We start from the raw sequence: 16,415 nt of genomic DNA, 5'->3' as shown, positions 1-16,415 counted from the left end.
TCCCTCAATCCTTCCCCAGCACCTCGGCCCGTTCGGCCAGTGCCGCGACCACTTTGCTCGCCATATCCTCGACCGACAGGTCCGCAGCCGAGTCCACCGCGATATCGGCCATCGCATAAAGCGGCACGCGGGCCTCGTAAAGCTGGCGCAGGGTCTCGCGCGGGTTCTCGGTGCGCAAAAGCGGCCGCGTCGTCTTGTGCCGCACCCGCTGCCACAGCAGGTCGAGGTCGGCCCGCAACCAGACCGAAACACCCGCCTCGCGGATCAGGTCGCGGTTGACCGGCGACAGGAACGCCCCGCCCCCCGTCGACAGGATGCAAGGCTCCCCCCGCAGCAGGCGGCCCAGCACCTCGGTCTCGCGGGCGCGGAAGAACGGCTCGCCATCCCGCGCGAATATCTCGGCGATCGAGCGGTGCGCCGCTTTGACGATCTCTTCATCCGAATCGAGAAAAGGCACCCCGAGTTGCCGCGCAACCGCCGTTCCCACGGCCGTCTTGCCCGCGCCCATCATCCCGACCATGACGACCGTCTTCTTCAGCCGCAGCACGCCTTGCCTCGTCCGTCCAAAATTCCGGCGCAGCCCATCCGGCAGGAACCCGCCGCATCCTACACTGCCCCAAGCTCTCTGAATGGCGTGAACGCCGCCCGAAAGCCATATATAAAAACAGCGGATGCCGTGGCATTCGCGCGGAAAAAGGGCTATCACAGGCCAAAGTCGCAGGCGCGCCGCCAATTCCGGCCGCCGAAAAGCGGCACAGGGCAGACGCAAGGGCAAAGGGGCAGGCATGGGCCGGATCATCAAGGCACTTCTGGTATTGGCGCTGCTGGCTCTGGTCGCCCTCACGGGCTATGCCTATGTCGCAGATCTCAGCCCTGCCACGGGCGAAGTGAAGGTCCCGGTGACCCTGAATGCCGATTGACGCGCGGCTCTGGCTGCTGCTTTCCCTCTCGCTGCTTGCGGCCCCCAAGGCTTGGGCCGAAGACCCGCTTTCCGCCATCGACTGGCTGTCGCAATCCGTCTCGCAACCCGCCTCTGCCGCCAAACCCGGCCTGAACGAACCCCCCGTTTCCGAAGGCGTCAGCAATGGCGATGTCTCGGTCTCGGTCATCGGCGGCCCCTCGCTCGATGCCGTGGGGCTGCTGCGTCCCGATGTGACGGGGCTTCCCGCCAACCTCTGGGGTCTGGGGTCCACCGACGGCATCATCCAGTCCATCGCGGCCGAACGCATCACCACCCTGCCCGCCCTGCGCGGCCTTCTCATGTCGGTCCTGCTGGCCGAGGCCGATCCCCCCGCCGACAGCCAGCCCGGCGCGCGCCTTCTGGTGGCACGCATCGACAAGCTGCTCGACCTCGGCGCGCTCGATCAGGCACGCGCCCTCCTCGACGCCTCGGGCGCGCGCAGCCCCGAGCTGTTCCGCCGCAGCTTCGACGTGGCACTTCTGACCGGCGAGGAAGACCGCGGCTGCCGCGTGATGATCTCCTCTCCCGGCCTTGCCCCGACCTTCCCCGCCCGCATCTTCTGCCTTGCCCGCTCGGGCGACTGGAACGCCGCCGCCCTGACGCTGCGCACCGCGCAAGCCCTCGGCTACGTCACACCCGAAGAAGATGCGCTTCTGTCGCGCTTCCTCGACCCCGACCTGTACGAGGGCGATCCCGCGCTTGCCGCACCCGAACGCGTCACCCCGCTGGCTTGGCGCATGTTCGAGGCCATCGGCGAACCCCTGCCCACGGCCCCGCTTCCCATCGCCTTCGCCCATGCCGAACTGCGCCCGCAGGCCGGCTGGAAAAGCCAGATCGAAGCGGCCGAACGCCTGTCGCGCGCCGGCGCCATCGCCCCCAACCTGCTGCTCGGCCTTTACACCGAACGCGCGCCCGCCGCCTCGGGCGGGGTCTGGGACCGGGTCGATGCCTTCCAGCGGTTCGAAACCGCCCTGACCGGCGTCAAGCGCCTCGATGTCGAAAAGATCCTGCCCGAACTCTGGCAGCGTCTGGCCGAGGCCGAACTCGAATCCCCCTTCGCCGAGCTTTACGGCGAACGTCTCGACACGCTGGGCCTGACCGGCGATGCCCGCCGCATCGCCTTTGAAGCGGGGCTGCTCTCGCCGGCCTTCGACACCATCGCCACCAACCACGTCGCAGCCTCGCCGCGCGAGCTGTTCCTGATCGGCCTCGCCAAGGGCGATCTTACCGCCGTCCCCGCCCCCGACAGCCTGTCGCGCGCCATCAAACCGGCCTTTACCGGCACCGCCCCCCTGCCCCCCGACCTGCAAACCCTGCTTGACGAGAACCGCACCGGCGAAGCGATCCTGTCGGCCATCGACCGCATCGAAAGCGGCGTGCAGGGCGATTTGGGCAAGGTGACCGAAGGTCTGGCCCTGCTGCGCGCCGTGGGTCAGGACCGTATCGCCCGCCGCGCGGGGCTGGAACTCATGCTGCTTGAACGGCGCGGCTGACATGGCACCCGCCACAGCCGACCAGTGGATTTCCACCTTCCTCGCCGCCATCGCGGCCGAACTCGATTCGGCCCGCAACACGCAACTGGCCTATGGCCGCGACCTCAAGGATTTCGCCGACTGGCTGGCCCGTCGCGGCAGCGATTTCGCCACAGCCGACCGCGCAGCGGTCGAATCCTACCTTGTCTCCTGCGAAGCCTCGGGCCTGTCCAAGGCGACGCGCGCGCGCCGTCTCTCCTCGATCCGCCAGCTCTACCGCTTCGCGCACGAGGAAGGCTGGCGTTCCGAAAACCCCGCCCTGCGCCTGCATGGCCCCGGCGCCAGCAAATCCCTGCCCAAGACGCTCGACATGGCCGACGTCGAACGCCTTCTTGCCGCCGCCAAGACCAAGGGCCGGACCGAAGGCGAACGCCTGCGCAACTATGCCCTGCTCGAACTCCTCTACGCCACGGGCCTGCGCGTGTCGGAACTGGTCGAACTGCCGGTCGCGGCCATCCGGGGCGATCCGGCGATGATCCTCGTGCGTGGCAAGGGGGGCAAAGAGCGCATGGTTCCCCTGTCCACCCCCGCCCGCGCCGCCCTGCGCGCATGGCTCGACCACCGCGACACGGCCGAAGACCTTGCCCGCAAACAGGGCACGCCCCCCTCGCGCTATCTTTTCCCCGGTCCGGGCAGCGCAGGCCACCTCACCCGCCAGCATTTGCACCTGATGCTCAAGGACATTGCCGTGCTTGCGGGCATCTCTCCGGCCAATGTTACGCCCCATACCCTGCGCCATGCCTTTGCCACGCATCTGCTGGCAGGCGGGGCCGACCTCCGCGTGATCCAAACCCTGCTCGGCCATGCCGATCTTGCAACCACCGAAATCTACACCCATGTCCTTGACGAGCATCTGAAATCCCTCGTCCTCGACCATCATCCGCTTGCCCGCAAATGAAGATGCCCTCCCTCGTCCGCCGCCTGTTCCGCCGCGAGGATGCGACGACCCTGCGTCAAGACATCCTTGTCGGCCCGATGGAAAAGGAACACCGCGACCGCCTGATCGGGGCGCTCGACCTCGACCAGCGCACGGTTGACGAAATCATGCGCCACCGCCGCGAGATCGAGATGATCGACGCCGACAAATCGCCCGATGCGATCCTGACGCAAATCCTTGCCTCGCCCTACACGCGGCTTCCGGTCTTTCGCGAAAGCGACGAAAACATCCTCGGCGTCGTCCATGCCAAAGACCTTCTGCGCGAGGTTGACCGCCTCGTGCGGGGCGAGGGCGAGGGGCTCGAAGCCCTCGATATCGTCAAGGTGGCGATGAAGCCCTACTTCGTCCCCGAAACCACCGCGCTTGACGAACAGATGCGCCAGTTCCTGCGCCGCCGCACCCATTTCGCGCTTGTCGTCGACGAATACGGCGCGCTTCAGGGGCTCATCACCCTCGAAGACATCCTCGAAGAGATCGTGGGCGAGATCACCGACGAATTCGACGTGACACCGCGCGGCAGCAAACTCTCGCAAACCGAAACCGGCGATTACCTCGTCGATGGCGCAATGACGATCCGCGACCTCAACCGCGCCCTCGACTGGACCCTTCCCGACGACGAGGCGAACACCGTCGCGGGCCTCGTGATCCACGAGGCCCAGTCCATCCCCAACGAAGGACAGGCCTTCCGCTTCCACGGCTACCGCTTCGAGGTGGTGCAGCGGCGCGAGAACCGCCTGTCGCGGCTCAAGATCCGCCCGCTCTAGCGGCTTTTGAACAGCGACCCCAGAATGCCGCGCACGACGGCCTGCCCCGCCTTCGTGCCGATCTGCCGCGCAAAGCTCTTGGCCATCGCCGTCCCGATCGAATCCGACCGGCCCGCCGTGCTGCGCTTCGGCGCGGCCTCGCGCGGGCCGCCATCGTAGCGCCGTGCATTGCGCAGGCCGTCATCCTCGGCAGCGGGCCGCTCCCAGGGCGAAGCCTGTGGCGCAGCTTTCGCGGCCTCCGCCTCGGCCGCCGCCTTCGCCGCACCATCCGCCCGCGCCCGCAGCTTCTCATAGGCGCTTTCGCGGTCGACCACCGCGTCATACTTCCCCTTGACCGGCGAGGAGACCATCAACTGCGCCCGATAGGCCGGATCGACCGGCCCCAGCTGGCTCGACGGCGGCCGGATCAGCGTGCGCTGCACGATCCCCGGAATCCCCTTGGCCTCGAGGAAGCTCGTCACCGCCTCGCCCGTCCCGACATCGCGGATCGCCTCATCCGTCTTGAAGGCCGGATTGTCCCGATAGGTCTCTGCCGCCATCTTCAGGTCTTTCTGGTCCTTGGCGGTAAAGGCCCGCAGCGCGTGCTGCACACGGTTGCCGAGCTGGCCCAGAATCGTCTCCGGCACGTCGGCGGGGTTCTGGGTGATGAAATAGACCCCCACCCCCTTCGACCGGATCAGCCGCGCCACCTGCTCGACCTTGCTGACAAGCGCGCGCGGCGCGTCCTGAAACAGCAGATGCGCCTCGTCGAAAAAGAAAACCAGCTTCGGTTTCTCGGGGTCGCCCACTTCGGGCAAATCCTCGAACAGCTCCGACAGCAGCCACAGCAGGAATGTCGCATAAAGCCGCGGGCTCTGCATCAGCTTGTCGGCCGCCAGAATATTGACCCGCCCCAGCCCCTGCGCATCCACCAGCATCAGGTCGGCCAGATCAAGCGCAGGCTCTCCGAACAGCTTCGCCCCGCCCTCGTTCTCAAGCACCAGAAGCCGCCGCTGGATCGCCCCGATGGACGAGGTCGCAACCAGCCCGTAGCGCGTGGAAATCGTGTCGGCATTCTCGCCGATGAACACCAGCAGCGCCTGAAGGTCCTTCAGGTCCAGAAGCGGCAAGGCCTCTTCGTCCGCCAGACGGAAGGCCACGTTCAGAACCCCCTCTTGCGGTTCGGTCAATTCCAGCAGCCGCGACAGCAGCAGCGGCCCCATCTCGGCCACCGTGGCCCGAACCGGATGGCCCTGTTCGCCGAACATGTCCCAGAAGGTCACCGGAAAGGCGCGGTATTGCAGGTCAAGCCCGATGGTCTTGGCCCGCGCCATGAACGGCTCGTGCAGCTTGTGCGTCACCGATCCGGGCGCGGAAATCCCCGCCAGATCGCCCTTCACATCGGCCATGAACACCGGCACCCCCGCCGCCGAAAACCCTTCGGCCAGAACCTGAAGCGTCACGGTCTTGCCGGTTCCGGTCGCCCCCGCGATCAGCCCGTGCCGGTTGCCATAGCGCAACAGCAGCGACTGCGGCTCTGCATGACCTTCGCCGCCACCGCCCACGAAAATGCTGGCCTCTTCGGTCATTGCCCGTCTCCTTACCCTGTCACACACGCAAGGCGCGTTCCCGCCGCGCCGGTTTCAGCCCGAAGATACATGCTTCGCGCTGTCCCGCCACAGCGATCTTGCCCCCTGTCGCCCGGACAGCCCGCCGCGAATCCGCCAATATATGCCAATTATACAACGATTTCAGAGACCTCACGGACTGTCACATTCCTGTTGACGCATTCCCTTTTCCCGAATAGCGTCCCTGCCATGAAGTCGGCCAGTCCGACAGGGAGCAAATAATAACGATGGAAAGGGCCGGTCACTCCGGCCCTTTCTCGCTTTTGATGCCCTGCCCCGTTCACGACAGCGCGCAAGCCGGATTTCCCCGCTGACAGTGCTGCCCCGTCATGCTAGACGCGCGGCAAAACAACAGTGAACTGGACCCGCATGATGTCGAGCATCCTCTCCCGCATTCTGTCCGCAGCGGCTTTCGTCGCGCTGACCTCTTCCGCGATCTCCGCCCAAGAGGCCACGCCCGCGCCCGAAGCGCCCGCCGCCGATGCCGCGACCACCGACAACCTCTCGATGGGCCAGCAACCCGCCGATGGCGTCGGCAGCACCTATACCAAGGAAAAATTCGAACTCTGGGAACAGCGTTGCGTCAAGACCGCCGACGGGAATGATCCCTGCCAGCTCTACCAGCTTCTGAAAGATGCACAGGGCACCTCGGTTGCCGAGATCAACATGTTCTCGCTTCCCGAGGGCGGACAGGCCGCTGCGGGCGCCACGGTCATCGTACCGCTGGAAACCCTGCTGACCGCCGGTCTGCGCTTTGCCATCGACACCGCCGAACCCAAGGTCTACCCCTTCACCTTCTGCGCCCAGATCGGTTGCGTGGCCCGCATCGGCTTCACCGCCGACGAACTGGCCTCGTTCAAAAAGGGCGCCAAGGGCGTGCTGACCATCGTGCCCGCCGTCGCCCCCAAGGAAACCGTCGTCCTCGACGTCTCGCTCAAGGGGTTCACCGCCGGTTTCGATGCGGTCAAAGCCTCGAACGAAGCCCTGCCCAAACCGTAATCCTTTACGAACCATCCCGAAAACCCGCGCCCCGGCGCGGGTTTTTTCATATCCGGCGCAGGGCAAGCACCGCGTTCAGCCCGCCAAAGGCAAAGGCGTTGGACAAAACCGCCCCGACCCGCACCTGCCGCGCCGCATTCGCCACCACATCCAGCGCGCAATCGGGGTCGGTCCCGCTGTGGCCGATGGTCGGCGCGATCACCCCGTCCCGCAGCGCCATCAGACAGGCGACCATCTCGACCGCCCCCGTGCCGCCGATCACATGGCCATGCATCGCCTTGGTCGAGCTGATCATCACCCGCTCTGCGGCGGCACCGAAAACGGCCCGCACCGCCGCGCATTCCACGCGGTCATTCGCCGCCGTCCCCGTGCCATGCGCGTTGATATAGCCCACATCACCGGCCGCCAGCCCCGCATCGCGCAGCGCCCCCGCAATCGCCCGCGATGCCCCCTCGACCGATGGCATGACGATATCGCCCGCGTCCGAGGTCATGGCAAATCCCGCCACTTCGGCCAGAATCACCGCCCCCCGCGCGCGGGCGTGGTCATATTCCTCGAAGACAAAGACCCCCGCCCCCTCGCCCATCACCATGCCGTTGCGATCGGCGCTGAACGGACGGCAGCCATCGGGCGACATGACGCGCAACCCCTCCCAGGCTTTGATCCCGCCAAAACACAGCATCGCCTCGGCCCCGCCGGTCAGCATGACCTCGGCATTGCCCGCGCGGATCATCTGAAAGGCCAGGCCCATCGCATGGTTGCTCGACGCGCAGGCGGTCGACACCGTGAACACCGGCCCGCGCAAGCCAAAGGCCATGCTCACATGCGAGGCGGCGGCACTGTTCATCAGCTTCGGCACCACAAAGGGATGCACGCGGTTCTTCCCCTCGGCATAGACGGCGCGGTAACTCTCGTCCCAGGTGGTCACACCCCCCGCCGCCGTGCCAAGCACAACCCCCGCGCCAAGCCCCGCCTCACCGGCCAAGTCCAGCCCCGACTGCGCCACAGCCTCGCGCGCGGCGACAAGGGTGAACTGCGTGAACCGGTCGCAAAGCGCCAGCTCCTGCCGGGCGAAATGCGCCTCGGGCTGCCAGCCCGCCACCTGCGCGCCGATCTTCACGCTTAGCCGGTCCACATCGGGCAATTGCAGCGGCCCGATCCCCGAGCGCCCCTCGGCCATCGCCGCCATCGTGCCGCGCAGGTCCTGCGCCAGCGCGTTGACCGTTCCGGCCCCCGTGATGACAACCCGCCTCATGCCGCCTTCTGCGCGACCAGCCCCTCGACCGCCGCGATGACCGAACCGACCGAGGTCAGATCGAACCCGCCCGCCGCCGGATCATTGGCGTTGAACGGCACCGAAATGTCGAAGGCTTCCTCGATGGCGAAAATCGCCTCGACCAGCCCCAGACTGTCGATCCCAAGTTCGGCAAGGCGGCTCTCCGGCGTCACATCCGCCACATCCAGCACCGCCTGTTCGGCGATGATTGCGATGATCCTGTCACGCATGTCCATCTCCTGCACCCGTCCGGCCCTTCCTACTCTGCCTCGGGTAAACGCGCGGTGACAGCTTTCTCGATCTCGGCCACCCGTGCCGCCAGACGCGGCAGGCGGCGCAGCGCCTTCTGGATTTCCACATGGCTTTCCATCTTCACCGCCGGATATCCCAATAGCACCCGCCCCGCAGGCGCATTGGTGAAGATCTTCGTCGCCCCGCCCGCGATCACATCGTCACCCACGAAGATGTTGTCGTTCACCCCGCATTGGCCCGCCAGCACCACACGGTCCCCGATCCGCGCCGATCCGGCGATGCCGACCTGCCCGCACAGCAGGCAATCCCGCCCGATCTGCACATTATGCCCGATATGCACCAGATTATCGAGCTTGCTGCCCGACCCGATCACAGTATCGCGGATCGTGCCCCGGTCGATGCAGACATTGGCCCCCAACTCCACATCATCCCCGATCGTCACCGCCCCGAGCGAGTGGATCCGTGTCCAGCTCTGCGCGCGGATTTCGCTGCGTTCTCCAAGGGTTTCGCGAATTTCTTCAACCCCCGATTTCTCGGGCGTGACAAAGCTGAACCCGTCCGACCCCACCACCGCCCCCGGTTGCGCGATGAAGCGGTCACCGATGGTGACCCGCGCCCCGATCCGCACGCCCTGGCACAGCAGCGCCTGCGCGCCGATGCGCGCGCCTTCGGCAATCGACACATGGCTCGCAATCCGTGCCCCGGCGCCGATCCGCGCCCCGCGCCCGATGGTGACAAAGGGGCCGATGGCCGCACCCTCGCCGATCACCGCCTCGGGGTGGATCACCGTCATCGGATGCACACCCGCCGCAATCTCCGGCCCCGCATCCATCAGCACCGTCAGGCCCGCCATCGCCAGCCGTCCGCGCGGCGCGAAGATCGCGGCTTTCAGCCCAAGCCCCTGCCAATCCGCCCCCGCCCACAGCAGCGCCGCCTGCGCCTGCCCTTCAGCAAGCCCGCCCGCGTATTTCGGGTCCATCGCCAGCGCCAGCGCATCCGGCCCCGCCGCGCGCGGCTCGGCGGCCCGCGACACCACAAGGCTCAGGTCGCCGGCAGCCTCGGCCCCAAGGGCGGCTGCAATCTCGCGGATCGTATGGGCCATCTTCAGGTCTCCGGGTCACGTCCCGCCGGATTTACCCCTGAACGCCGCCCAAGACCACCCCGGCCTCGGTCAGCGCGTCGAAAATCCGCCCGTCGCGGCCATAGACATCCCGCCGCCATGTCATTTGCCCCTTCGACGTGGGCCATGCGGTGAAATAGACCAGATGCACCGGCACCGGACGATCGAGCTTGAGCATCTGCTCCCCAGACCGGTCGAGCGCCGCCTTGAACACGCCCTTCGGGTCATCCGACTGCGCCGACAGCAGCGCATAGGCAAAATCGAACGGATCGGCCAGCCGGATGCAGCCGTGGCTATAGGCGCGCACTTCCTTGGCGAACAGGTCCTTGGCGGGCGTGTCGTGCAGATAGATGTTATAGGGGTTCGGGAACATGAACTTCACCTTCCCCAGCGCGTTGCCGTCCGAAGGCGGCTGCCGCAGCCCGAAGGGAAAGCTCTTGGCCGTGAACGAGGCGAAATCGATCTGCTCGCGCGGCACCACGCGGCCCTGGCGGTCAACCACCTGCAAATGCCCCACCGCCTGCGGGTTCTGCTGCAACAGCGGCAGATATTCCTTGACGATGATCGACCGCGGCACCCCCCAGCTCGGGTTCACGATCATATGTTCCATCTGGTCGGAAAACTCGGGGCTGCGCGTATCGACCGAATTCTTGCCGACGACCGAGCGCGTCTGGAACGTCACCCGACCGTGGTCGATGATCTGCGCCGTGAAATCGGGCTGGTTCACCCAGATGTAACGCCCGCTGCGGTCGAAATCGCCCATCCAGCGCAGCCGCTCCATCGCGACGACCACCGATTTCAGCCGCGCTTCGGGGCCGATGTTGATCTCGGCCACCGTTCCGGCCCCCGCGACGCCGTCGGGCAACAAGCCGTGGTCGCTCTGGAACCGCTGCACCGCCGCCGTGATCGCCGCGTCATAGACCGCCGTCGCCGACACCGGCATATAGCCAAGCGCCACCAGACGGTCGCGCAGCGCGATGACCGCAGGGCCGGTATCACCCGGCTCCAGCTTCTCGGCTGCGACCTCTGGCCCCCAGCCGGCGGCCACCGCGCCCTGAAGCGCCAGCTTTTCCTTCATCAGGCGCGCATATTCCGGCGCTTTCGGCGGCAGGTCCAGCAAGACCGCCATCGGGTCCGCCCCGGCGATAGCCGCCAGCAACCGCGCCTCGTCGGGCCGTTCGACCACCCGCAAGATGCCGGGGTCTACCTTGGCAGGCTCGAGCACACCGCTCTTCACATCATGCGCATAGGCCAGAAAGGCGCGCGTCAGCGCAGCCTCGATCCGGCCTCTGTCGCCCTCGGTCTTGACCGCCTCGATCGCGGCGACCAAGGCGCCGGCATCGTAGCGGCTGACCGGAAGCCCGTGGTCCCCCGCCCGCGCCAGCACGTTCAGCAGGGCCGACCGCCGCGCGGCATCTTGCGCACCGGTCCAGATCGGCGCGAAATTCCGGCCCTGGTAAAAGGCGGAAATCGCCGCATCTTCCGATACAGACTCGCCCAAAGACTGCACATAAGCAGGTACTTCGGCCTGCAGCACCCCCGCCCCCAGACCAAACGACAGGGCCACGCCGACAGCCGCAGCAGCCACATGCGAAAGTAGGTAAGACTTGGAAACCACGGCCATCGCCACCTCGTCATCTCTCGTGAAAACCCAATAATTACAGGTGTTAACCAATTCTCCGCGCCTGTCCATTCACAACCCGCGCGTGCCGTGCGGCGCCCCGTCAAAGCGGCACAGAGGCAACAGTTGCGGAAATCCCCGATTGGTTCCCTGCCTTTGGGCAAGAATTTGCCGATGCGGGCAAAGTCCGTGATCCGGCAACAATCGCGGCTTGGGCTGAAAGTGATCCTGTGCCATAAAGTTCGGGCACTTGGGGATAAGTGGCACGAAAGCTGCCGATACAGGCGGCAACAAGGCGAAACTGGGGACAGGCTTTTCATGACCAACACGGCAAAATCGGGCGTCACTCGGCGTGGACTCTTGGGCGTGTTCGCGGCCACCCTCGTGACAGCGGCCCCCACCTACGCCAACGCCTTCGGCCTTCTGCGCGGGGCGGGCGATATCCGCCGCGTCAAGATGTACTCGGGCCGCACCGGTGAAACCCTCGATACGATCTACTGGGTCGAGGGTGAGTATATCCCCGAGGTCATGGACGAGATCACCCATTTCATGCGCGACTGGCGCACCAACGAAACCAAGGTGATCGATCCCCGCACCGTCGACATCATCGCCGCAGCCCACAGCCTGATGGATGTGAGCGAGCCTTACATGCTCCTGTCCGGCTACCGTTGCCCCAAGACCAACGCCATGCTGCGGGAATCCTCGCGCGGGGTCGCCCGCAACTCCTTGCACATGAAGGGTCAGGCCGCCGACCTGCGCCTGAAATCCCGCTCGGTCGGCCAGATGGCTAAAGCGGCCGAGGCTTGCGCCGCAGGCGGCGTCGGCCGCTACCCCCGCTCGAACTTCGTCCACATGGATTGCGGCCCGCTGCGCCATTGGGGCGGCTGACACAGGCAAAACTCTTCGAAGAGTTTTGCAAATTCCTTCGAAGGAATTTGCCCTATTCCCCGCTCTCGGCCTGACGCCCGCGGAACCCCTGCGCCACCACGAACTTCTCCGAACTGTCCGCGCGGCTCGCCGGCGGTTTCACGTTTGCGACCTTCCTGAAGTTCTTCTTCAGCATGGTCTGCATCTCGTTTTCGGCGCCACCGGCCAGAACCTTGGCGACAAAGGTTCCGCCATCCTCCAGCACATCGAAGGCAAAGGCGAGTGCGGCTTCCACCAGCGCGATGATGCGCAGGTGGTCGGTGCCCTTGTGCCCCGAAGCCGCCGCCGCCATGTCGCTCATCACCACATCGGCGCGGCCGCCCAGCCAGCCCTTGACCAGCTCATCCGCATCATCCGACAGGAAATCGAGCTGGTGCAGCTCGGCCCCCGGTATCGCCTCGACCTCTTGCAGGTCGATCCCCAGCACCGTGCCCACCGGCTTTTTCGTATTCTCGCCAAGGGCGTTCACCCGCGCGACAGCCACCTGCGTCCAGCCCCCCGGCGCGCAGCCAAGATCGACCACCCGACAGCCCGGCTTCAGAAACCCGTAGCGGTCGTCGAGTTCGAGGATCTTGTAGGCCGCCCGCCCGCGATAGCCGTCCTTCTTGGCCTGAATGACATAGGGGTCATTCAACTGCCGTTCGAGCCACAGCGTCGAGGACAGCTTGCGCCCCTTGGCCGTCTTGACCCGCACCCGCAGCTCGCGCTGCCCGCGTCCCGATGATCCCTTGATAGCCGTCATGCGTAAGGTCCGTCCTCAAGAACGCCATCGGCGCTCATCTGTGCATAAAGTAACCCTTCGCGCAGGCCACGGTCGGCCACGCTCAGGCGATCCGTGGGCCATATCCGCATCAGCGCCTGAAGGATAGCCGCCCCGGACATGATCAGCGCGTGGCGGTCCCGCCCGATGCGCGGGTCAGTCCGCCGCCCTTCCGGCCCCAGCGCCAGATATTCGCGGATCACAAGGTCGATCTGGTCCGAGGTCATCTGCAACCCGTCCACCTTGGTCCGGTCATAGCGGCGCAGGTTCAGATAGCTGGCCGCAACAGTCGTCACCGTGCCGCTGGTGCCGATGATCTGGAACCCGTCGCGCGGGTTCTCGGCATTGTAGGGCGAAAAGCTCGACAGGTTTTCCTCGAAGAACCACGACATCAGCGCAAAGCGCGCGCCGTCGTCATCGACATCCGCGAACTGGTCCTTCAGCGTCGCCACCCCCAGCGGCACCGAAATCCAGTCCACCACCCGCGCCTCGGCCTCGCCCTGGGCGTGAAAGCCCCGATGCAGCCGCATGATCGACCGCGGCCGTTCTTCGGGCGGCACGCGGCTCAGGTCGATCCAGACCAGCTCGGTCGATCCGCCGCCGATATCGACCACCAGCAATTGCTCGGTCTTGGGGTTGACCAGCGGCGCGCAGGAAATCACCGCCAGCCGCGCCTCTTCCTCGGGTGCGATGATTTCAAGCTGCAAGCCCGTTTCCCGCCGCACTTGCCGGATGAAATCCTTGGCATTGCGCGCACGGCGGCAGGCTTCGGTTGCCACCAGCCGCATGTTGCGCACGCCGTGCTTCTCGATCTTCTTCTGGCAGATGCGCAAGGCCTGCACCGTCCGCGACATCGACGCGCGCGAAAGCCGGCCGCTGGCTTCCAGCCCGACGCCAAGCTGGACAGTCTTTGAAAAGCTGTCCACGACCTGAAACTGGCTGCCCTTCGGTTGGGCAATCAGCATCCGGCAACTGTTCGTGCCCAGATCGAGCGCCGCATAAAGCAGCCCCGGTCCGGGTTCTGCGGGAGGTGACGGTTCGACCGACGGCACAACCGGAAAAAACTCGGCAGCCTGCGGGATCGCGTCCGCCTCCCGGGGACGCTCGGGCGCCATGATCGCCCTCCATAAGTGGTTGGATCAAGCCTAGCCCCTGCGTCCCCCTGACGCAAGACCGCGATGCCCGCCCGCGCGGCACTCATGACCAAGTTGAAAATTTCGATGAATTCCGCGCCAACTTGCCCGTCGCCCGACGCGCTCTTTTGCGATAGTCAAGGCGCAGCCCGCAGCAGGGTCGCTACATGCGTCCGCCATGTCGAAAACCGACATCGCGGGTCGCGCATTGGCGCTATTACGGAACGGACAAAAACAGGGTGACTCGGATGCCGGAAGTGACAGTGGTGTATTGGCGCGACATCCCCGCCCAGGTGATCGTGGGCAAGGGGCGCAGCGGATCGAAGGTCCAGCTTCCCGAACGCTTCGAGCAGGCGATCGACCGTTGCGCCATGAAAGTCGGCGCACGCGACACCGACAGCTATCTGGCCGAATGGCGCAAGGCCCCCTCCTACACGGTCGAAGGCGACGACCCCGCCGCCATCGCCCGCGCCGAAGCCGACCGGCTCGAAGCCGAATTCGACACCGCCCGCATCAAGACGCTGATCGACGCCGACGGCTGGTCCACCCCCCGTTCCGCATGACCCTCACGGAGACCCTCATGGCCCTCTTCAACTTCCGCCGCGAGGCGACCGCTCCCGCACCGGCTTCCGCCGCGCTCGAAGCCTTCCTCAAGGGCTATTCGATCGAGGTCATGCCGCGCACCGCCGAAAAGGTTGACAGCTTCCGCGACATCCTGCCCGCAGGCACCCGCGTCTACATCGCCCATATCGACGGCACCCCGATCGAGGACATGGTCGCCACCGCCAAGCGCCTGAACGCCGAAGGTTTCCCCGTGATGCCGCACTTCCCCGCGCGCATCATCAAGGACAAGGCGACGCTTCTCGACTGGGTCGCCCGCTACAAGGGTGAAGCCGGCGTCAAGCAGGGCCTTCTGCTCGCAGGCGGCGTGGCGCAGCCCGCGGGTGATTTCCACACTTCGATGCAGCTTCTCGAATCCGGCGCCTTCGACGGGTTCGAACGGCTCCACGTCGCGGGCCACCCCGAAGGCAACAAGGACATCGACCCCGATGGCTCCGACCGCGCCGTGATGGAGGCCGCCCGCTGGAAATCGGCCTTTGCCGAGCGGACCGATGCCAAGATGGCAATGGCGACCCAGTTCTGCTTCGAGGCCGACCCCGTGATCGCATGGGTCGACCGCCTCAAGGCCGAAGGCGTCAACCTGCCCGTCCACATCGGCGTGGCGGGCCCTGCCAAGCTGCAAACCCTGATCAAATTCGCCATCGCCTGCGGCGTCGGCCCCAGCTTGCGCGTCCTGCAAAAGCGCGCGATGGACGTGACCAAGCTTCTGATGCCCTACGAGCCGACCGAATTCGTGCAGGCCCTTGCCGCGCACAAGGCGGCGAACCCCGGCTTCGGCATCGAATCCGTCCACTTCTTCCCCCTTGGCGGCATCAAGACCAATGCCACCTGGGCCACCGAAAACGGCGGCGCCTCTGGCGTTCCCGCCAGCCAAGCTTAACGCAAAGGTTTCAGAATGACCCGCACTGTATTGGAATCGAAAACGAAAACCGTCATCATCGGTTTCGACGAACCCTTCTGCGTCATCGGCGAGCGCATCAACCCCACCGGGCGCAAGAAGCTCGCCGCCGAGCTCGAGCTTGGCAATTACGACACCGTCATCCGTGACGCGCTGGAACAGGTTGCCTGTGGCGCGACCGTGCTCGACATCAACTCGGGCGCCGTCTTTACCAACATGATGGCGCAAGACCCGCGCTATGCCGACAACAACTTCGTCGAACCGCCGCTGATGAAGGCGCTGATCGAGATCGTGCAGCAAACCGTCGACGTGCCGCTCTGCATCGACAGCTCCGTTCCCGGCGCGCTGGAGGCCGGCCTTCTCGCCTGCGAGGGGCGTCCGCTGCTGAACTCGGTCACGGGCGAGGAAGAGCGGCTCGAACTCGTCCTGCCACTGGTCAAGAAATACAACGTGCCGGTCGTGGCGATTTCCAACGACGACACCGGCATTTCGCCCGATCCCGACGTCCGCTTTGCCGTGGCCAAAAAGATCGTGCAGCGCGCCGCCGATTTCGGCATTCCCGCCCATGACATCGTGGTCGACCCGCTGGTCATGCCCGTGGGCGCGATGGCCTCGGCCGGACAGCAGGTCTTCGCCCTCGTCCGCCGCCTGCGCGAGGAGTTGGGCGTGAACACGACCTGCGGTGCCTCGAACATCTCCTTCGGCCTGCCGCACCGTCACGGCGTGAACGGGGCCTTCCTGCCGATGGCCATCGGCGCCGGCATGACCAGCGCCATCATGAACCCCGTGCGTCAGCAGGAAATGGAGGCGATCCGCGCCGCCAACATGCTGATGAACCACGACGCCAATGGCGGCGAATGGATCCGCTTTTCCAAGGTTCTGGAAGCGGTCGAGGGCGGCATGACCTTTGCCGAAGCCTCTGCCGCCGCAAGCCAGGCCGCCGGTGGCCGCCGTGGCGGCCGTCGCGGCCGCGCCTGATAAGGCTTTGTTAAGCATGGGGCGGCTAG

General features: G+C 65.9%; 16 protein-coding genes and 1 pseudogene. 9 read left to right on the top strand and 8 right to left on the bottom strand.

Translation table 11 applies throughout. The features are described from left to right. Positions 1-4 precede the first annotated feature (4 nt). Positions 5-547, bottom strand: a complete 543-nt coding sequence (locus tag H7F16_RS08010; protein ID WP_338401981.1) for a shikimate kinase — start codon at positions 545-547, stop codon at positions 5-7. Positions 548-785: 238 nt separating this feature from the next. Between H7F16_RS08010 and H7F16_RS19875 the strand changes: the two genes are divergently transcribed. The 4 genes and pseudogenes from H7F16_RS19875 to H7F16_RS07995 all read left to right on the top strand — a co-directional run. After that, positions 786-920: a hypothetical protein gene (locus tag H7F16_RS19875; RefSeq protein ID WP_277818365.1), complete on the top strand. Its 135-nt coding sequence runs from the start codon at positions 786-788 to the stop codon at positions 918-920. Then, positions 910-2,454 carry a hypothetical protein gene (locus tag H7F16_RS08005; protein WP_185797048.1) on the top strand — a complete coding sequence of 515 codons (1,545 nt, stop codon included), beginning with the start codon at positions 910-912 and terminating at the stop codon, positions 2,452-2,454. Before H7F16_RS19875 ends, H7F16_RS08005 begins: the two co-directional genes overlap by 11 nt. Before the next feature lies 1 nt (position 2,455). Continuing rightward, a complete protein-coding gene (locus H7F16_RS08000; protein WP_185797047.1) occupies positions 2,456-3,391 on the top strand; it encodes a site-specific tyrosine recombinase XerD in 936 nt (311 codons plus the stop codon). Between the two features lie 71 nt (positions 3,392-3,462). Further along, positions 3,463-4,194, top strand: a pseudogene (locus tag H7F16_RS07995) (transporter associated domain-containing protein); the annotation flags it as partial. On the opposite strand, the gene H7F16_RS07990 reads toward H7F16_RS07995, so the two are convergent. Next, positions 4,191-5,762, bottom strand: a complete 1,572-nt coding sequence (locus H7F16_RS07990) for a helicase HerA-like domain-containing protein (RefSeq protein ID WP_185797045.1) — start codon at positions 5,760-5,762, stop codon at positions 4,191-4,193. The pseudogene H7F16_RS07995 and the gene H7F16_RS07990 sit on opposite strands and share 4 nt — an antisense overlap. Before the next feature lie 408 nt (positions 5,763-6,170). Here H7F16_RS07990 and H7F16_RS07985 point away from each other — a divergent pair, with 408 nt between their 5' ends. Continuing rightward, entirely contained in the window at positions 6,171-6,800 is a 630-nt protein-coding gene (locus tag H7F16_RS07985) for an invasion associated locus B family protein (RefSeq protein ID WP_185797542.1), read from the top strand. Positions 6,801-6,846: 46 nt separating this feature from the next. Here the strand turns inward: H7F16_RS07985 and H7F16_RS07980 are convergent, their stop codons facing one another. Genes H7F16_RS07980 through H7F16_RS07965 form a run of 4 tightly spaced genes read right to left on the bottom strand, consistent with a single transcriptional unit; the run spans position 6,847 to position 11,072 of the window. Beyond that, on the bottom strand, positions 6,847-8,055 hold the full coding sequence (locus tag H7F16_RS07980; RefSeq protein ID WP_185797044.1) for a beta-ketoacyl-[acyl-carrier-protein] synthase family protein: 1,209 nt from the start codon (positions 8,053-8,055) through the stop codon (positions 6,847-6,849). Further along, positions 8,052-8,312: an acyl carrier protein gene (locus H7F16_RS07975; protein ID WP_185797043.1), complete on the bottom strand. Its 261-nt coding sequence runs from the start codon at positions 8,310-8,312 to the stop codon at positions 8,052-8,054. The genes H7F16_RS07980 and H7F16_RS07975 overlap by 4 nt, the downstream gene beginning before the upstream one ends. A gap of 23 nt (positions 8,313-8,335) precedes the next feature. Beyond that, complete coding sequence (lpxD, locus tag H7F16_RS07970; protein ID WP_185797042.1) at positions 8,336-9,430, bottom strand: UDP-3-O-(3-hydroxymyristoyl)glucosamine N-acyltransferase; 1,095 nt, start codon at positions 9,428-9,430, stop codon at positions 8,336-8,338. A gap of 31 nt (positions 9,431-9,461) precedes the next feature. Further along, positions 9,462-11,072 carry a L,D-transpeptidase family protein gene (locus tag H7F16_RS07965; protein ID WP_185797041.1) on the bottom strand — a complete coding sequence of 537 codons (1,611 nt, stop codon included), beginning with the start codon at positions 11,070-11,072 and terminating at the stop codon, positions 9,462-9,464. Positions 11,073-11,387: 315 nt separating this feature from the next. Between H7F16_RS07965 and mepK the strand changes: the two genes are divergently transcribed. Further along, positions 11,388-11,957: a peptidoglycan L,D-endopeptidase MepK gene (mepK, locus tag H7F16_RS07960; protein ID WP_185797040.1), complete on the top strand. Its 570-nt coding sequence runs from the start codon at positions 11,388-11,390 to the stop codon at positions 11,955-11,957. Between the two features lie 52 nt (positions 11,958-12,009). On the opposite strand, the gene H7F16_RS07955 is transcribed toward mepK, so the two are convergent. Both H7F16_RS07955 and H7F16_RS07950 read right to left on the bottom strand, forming a co-directional pair. Next, complete coding sequence (locus tag H7F16_RS07955) at positions 12,010-12,738, bottom strand: RlmE family RNA methyltransferase (protein ID WP_185797039.1); 729 nt, start codon at positions 12,736-12,738, stop codon at positions 12,010-12,012. After that, on the bottom strand, positions 12,735-13,871 hold the full coding sequence (locus H7F16_RS07950) for a Ppx/GppA phosphatase family protein (protein WP_185797038.1): 1,137 nt from the start codon (positions 13,869-13,871) through the stop codon (positions 12,735-12,737). Before H7F16_RS07950 ends, H7F16_RS07955 begins: the two co-directional genes overlap by 4 nt. Before the next feature lie 266 nt (positions 13,872-14,137). On the opposite strand from H7F16_RS07950, the gene H7F16_RS07945 reads away from it, so the two are divergent. From H7F16_RS07945 to H7F16_RS07935, 3 genes are read left to right on the top strand one after another with little or no spacing between them, the layout of a single operon-like run. Next, positions 14,138-14,452, top strand: a complete 315-nt coding sequence (locus tag H7F16_RS07945) for a virulence factor (protein WP_185797037.1) — start codon at positions 14,138-14,140, stop codon at positions 14,450-14,452. 17 nt (positions 14,453-14,469) lie between these two features. Further along, positions 14,470-15,390, top strand: coding sequence for a methylenetetrahydrofolate reductase (locus H7F16_RS07940; RefSeq protein ID WP_185797541.1), 921 nt, complete (start codon positions 14,470-14,472; stop codon positions 15,388-15,390). Positions 15,391-15,405: 15 nt separating this feature from the next. After that, on the top strand, positions 15,406-16,386 hold the full coding sequence (locus tag H7F16_RS07935) for a methyltetrahydrofolate cobalamin methyltransferase (protein WP_185797036.1): 981 nt from the start codon (positions 15,406-15,408) through the stop codon (positions 16,384-16,386). Positions 16,387-16,415 lie beyond the last annotated feature (29 nt).

Source organism: Paragemmobacter straminiformis (assembly GCF_014243445.1).
Taxonomy (GTDB): domain Bacteria; phylum Pseudomonadota; class Alphaproteobacteria; order Rhodobacterales; family Rhodobacteraceae; genus Paragemmobacter; species Paragemmobacter straminiformis.
Note: the sequence above shows the minus strand (reverse complement) of the source record. Positions and strands in the feature narration are given on the sequence as shown.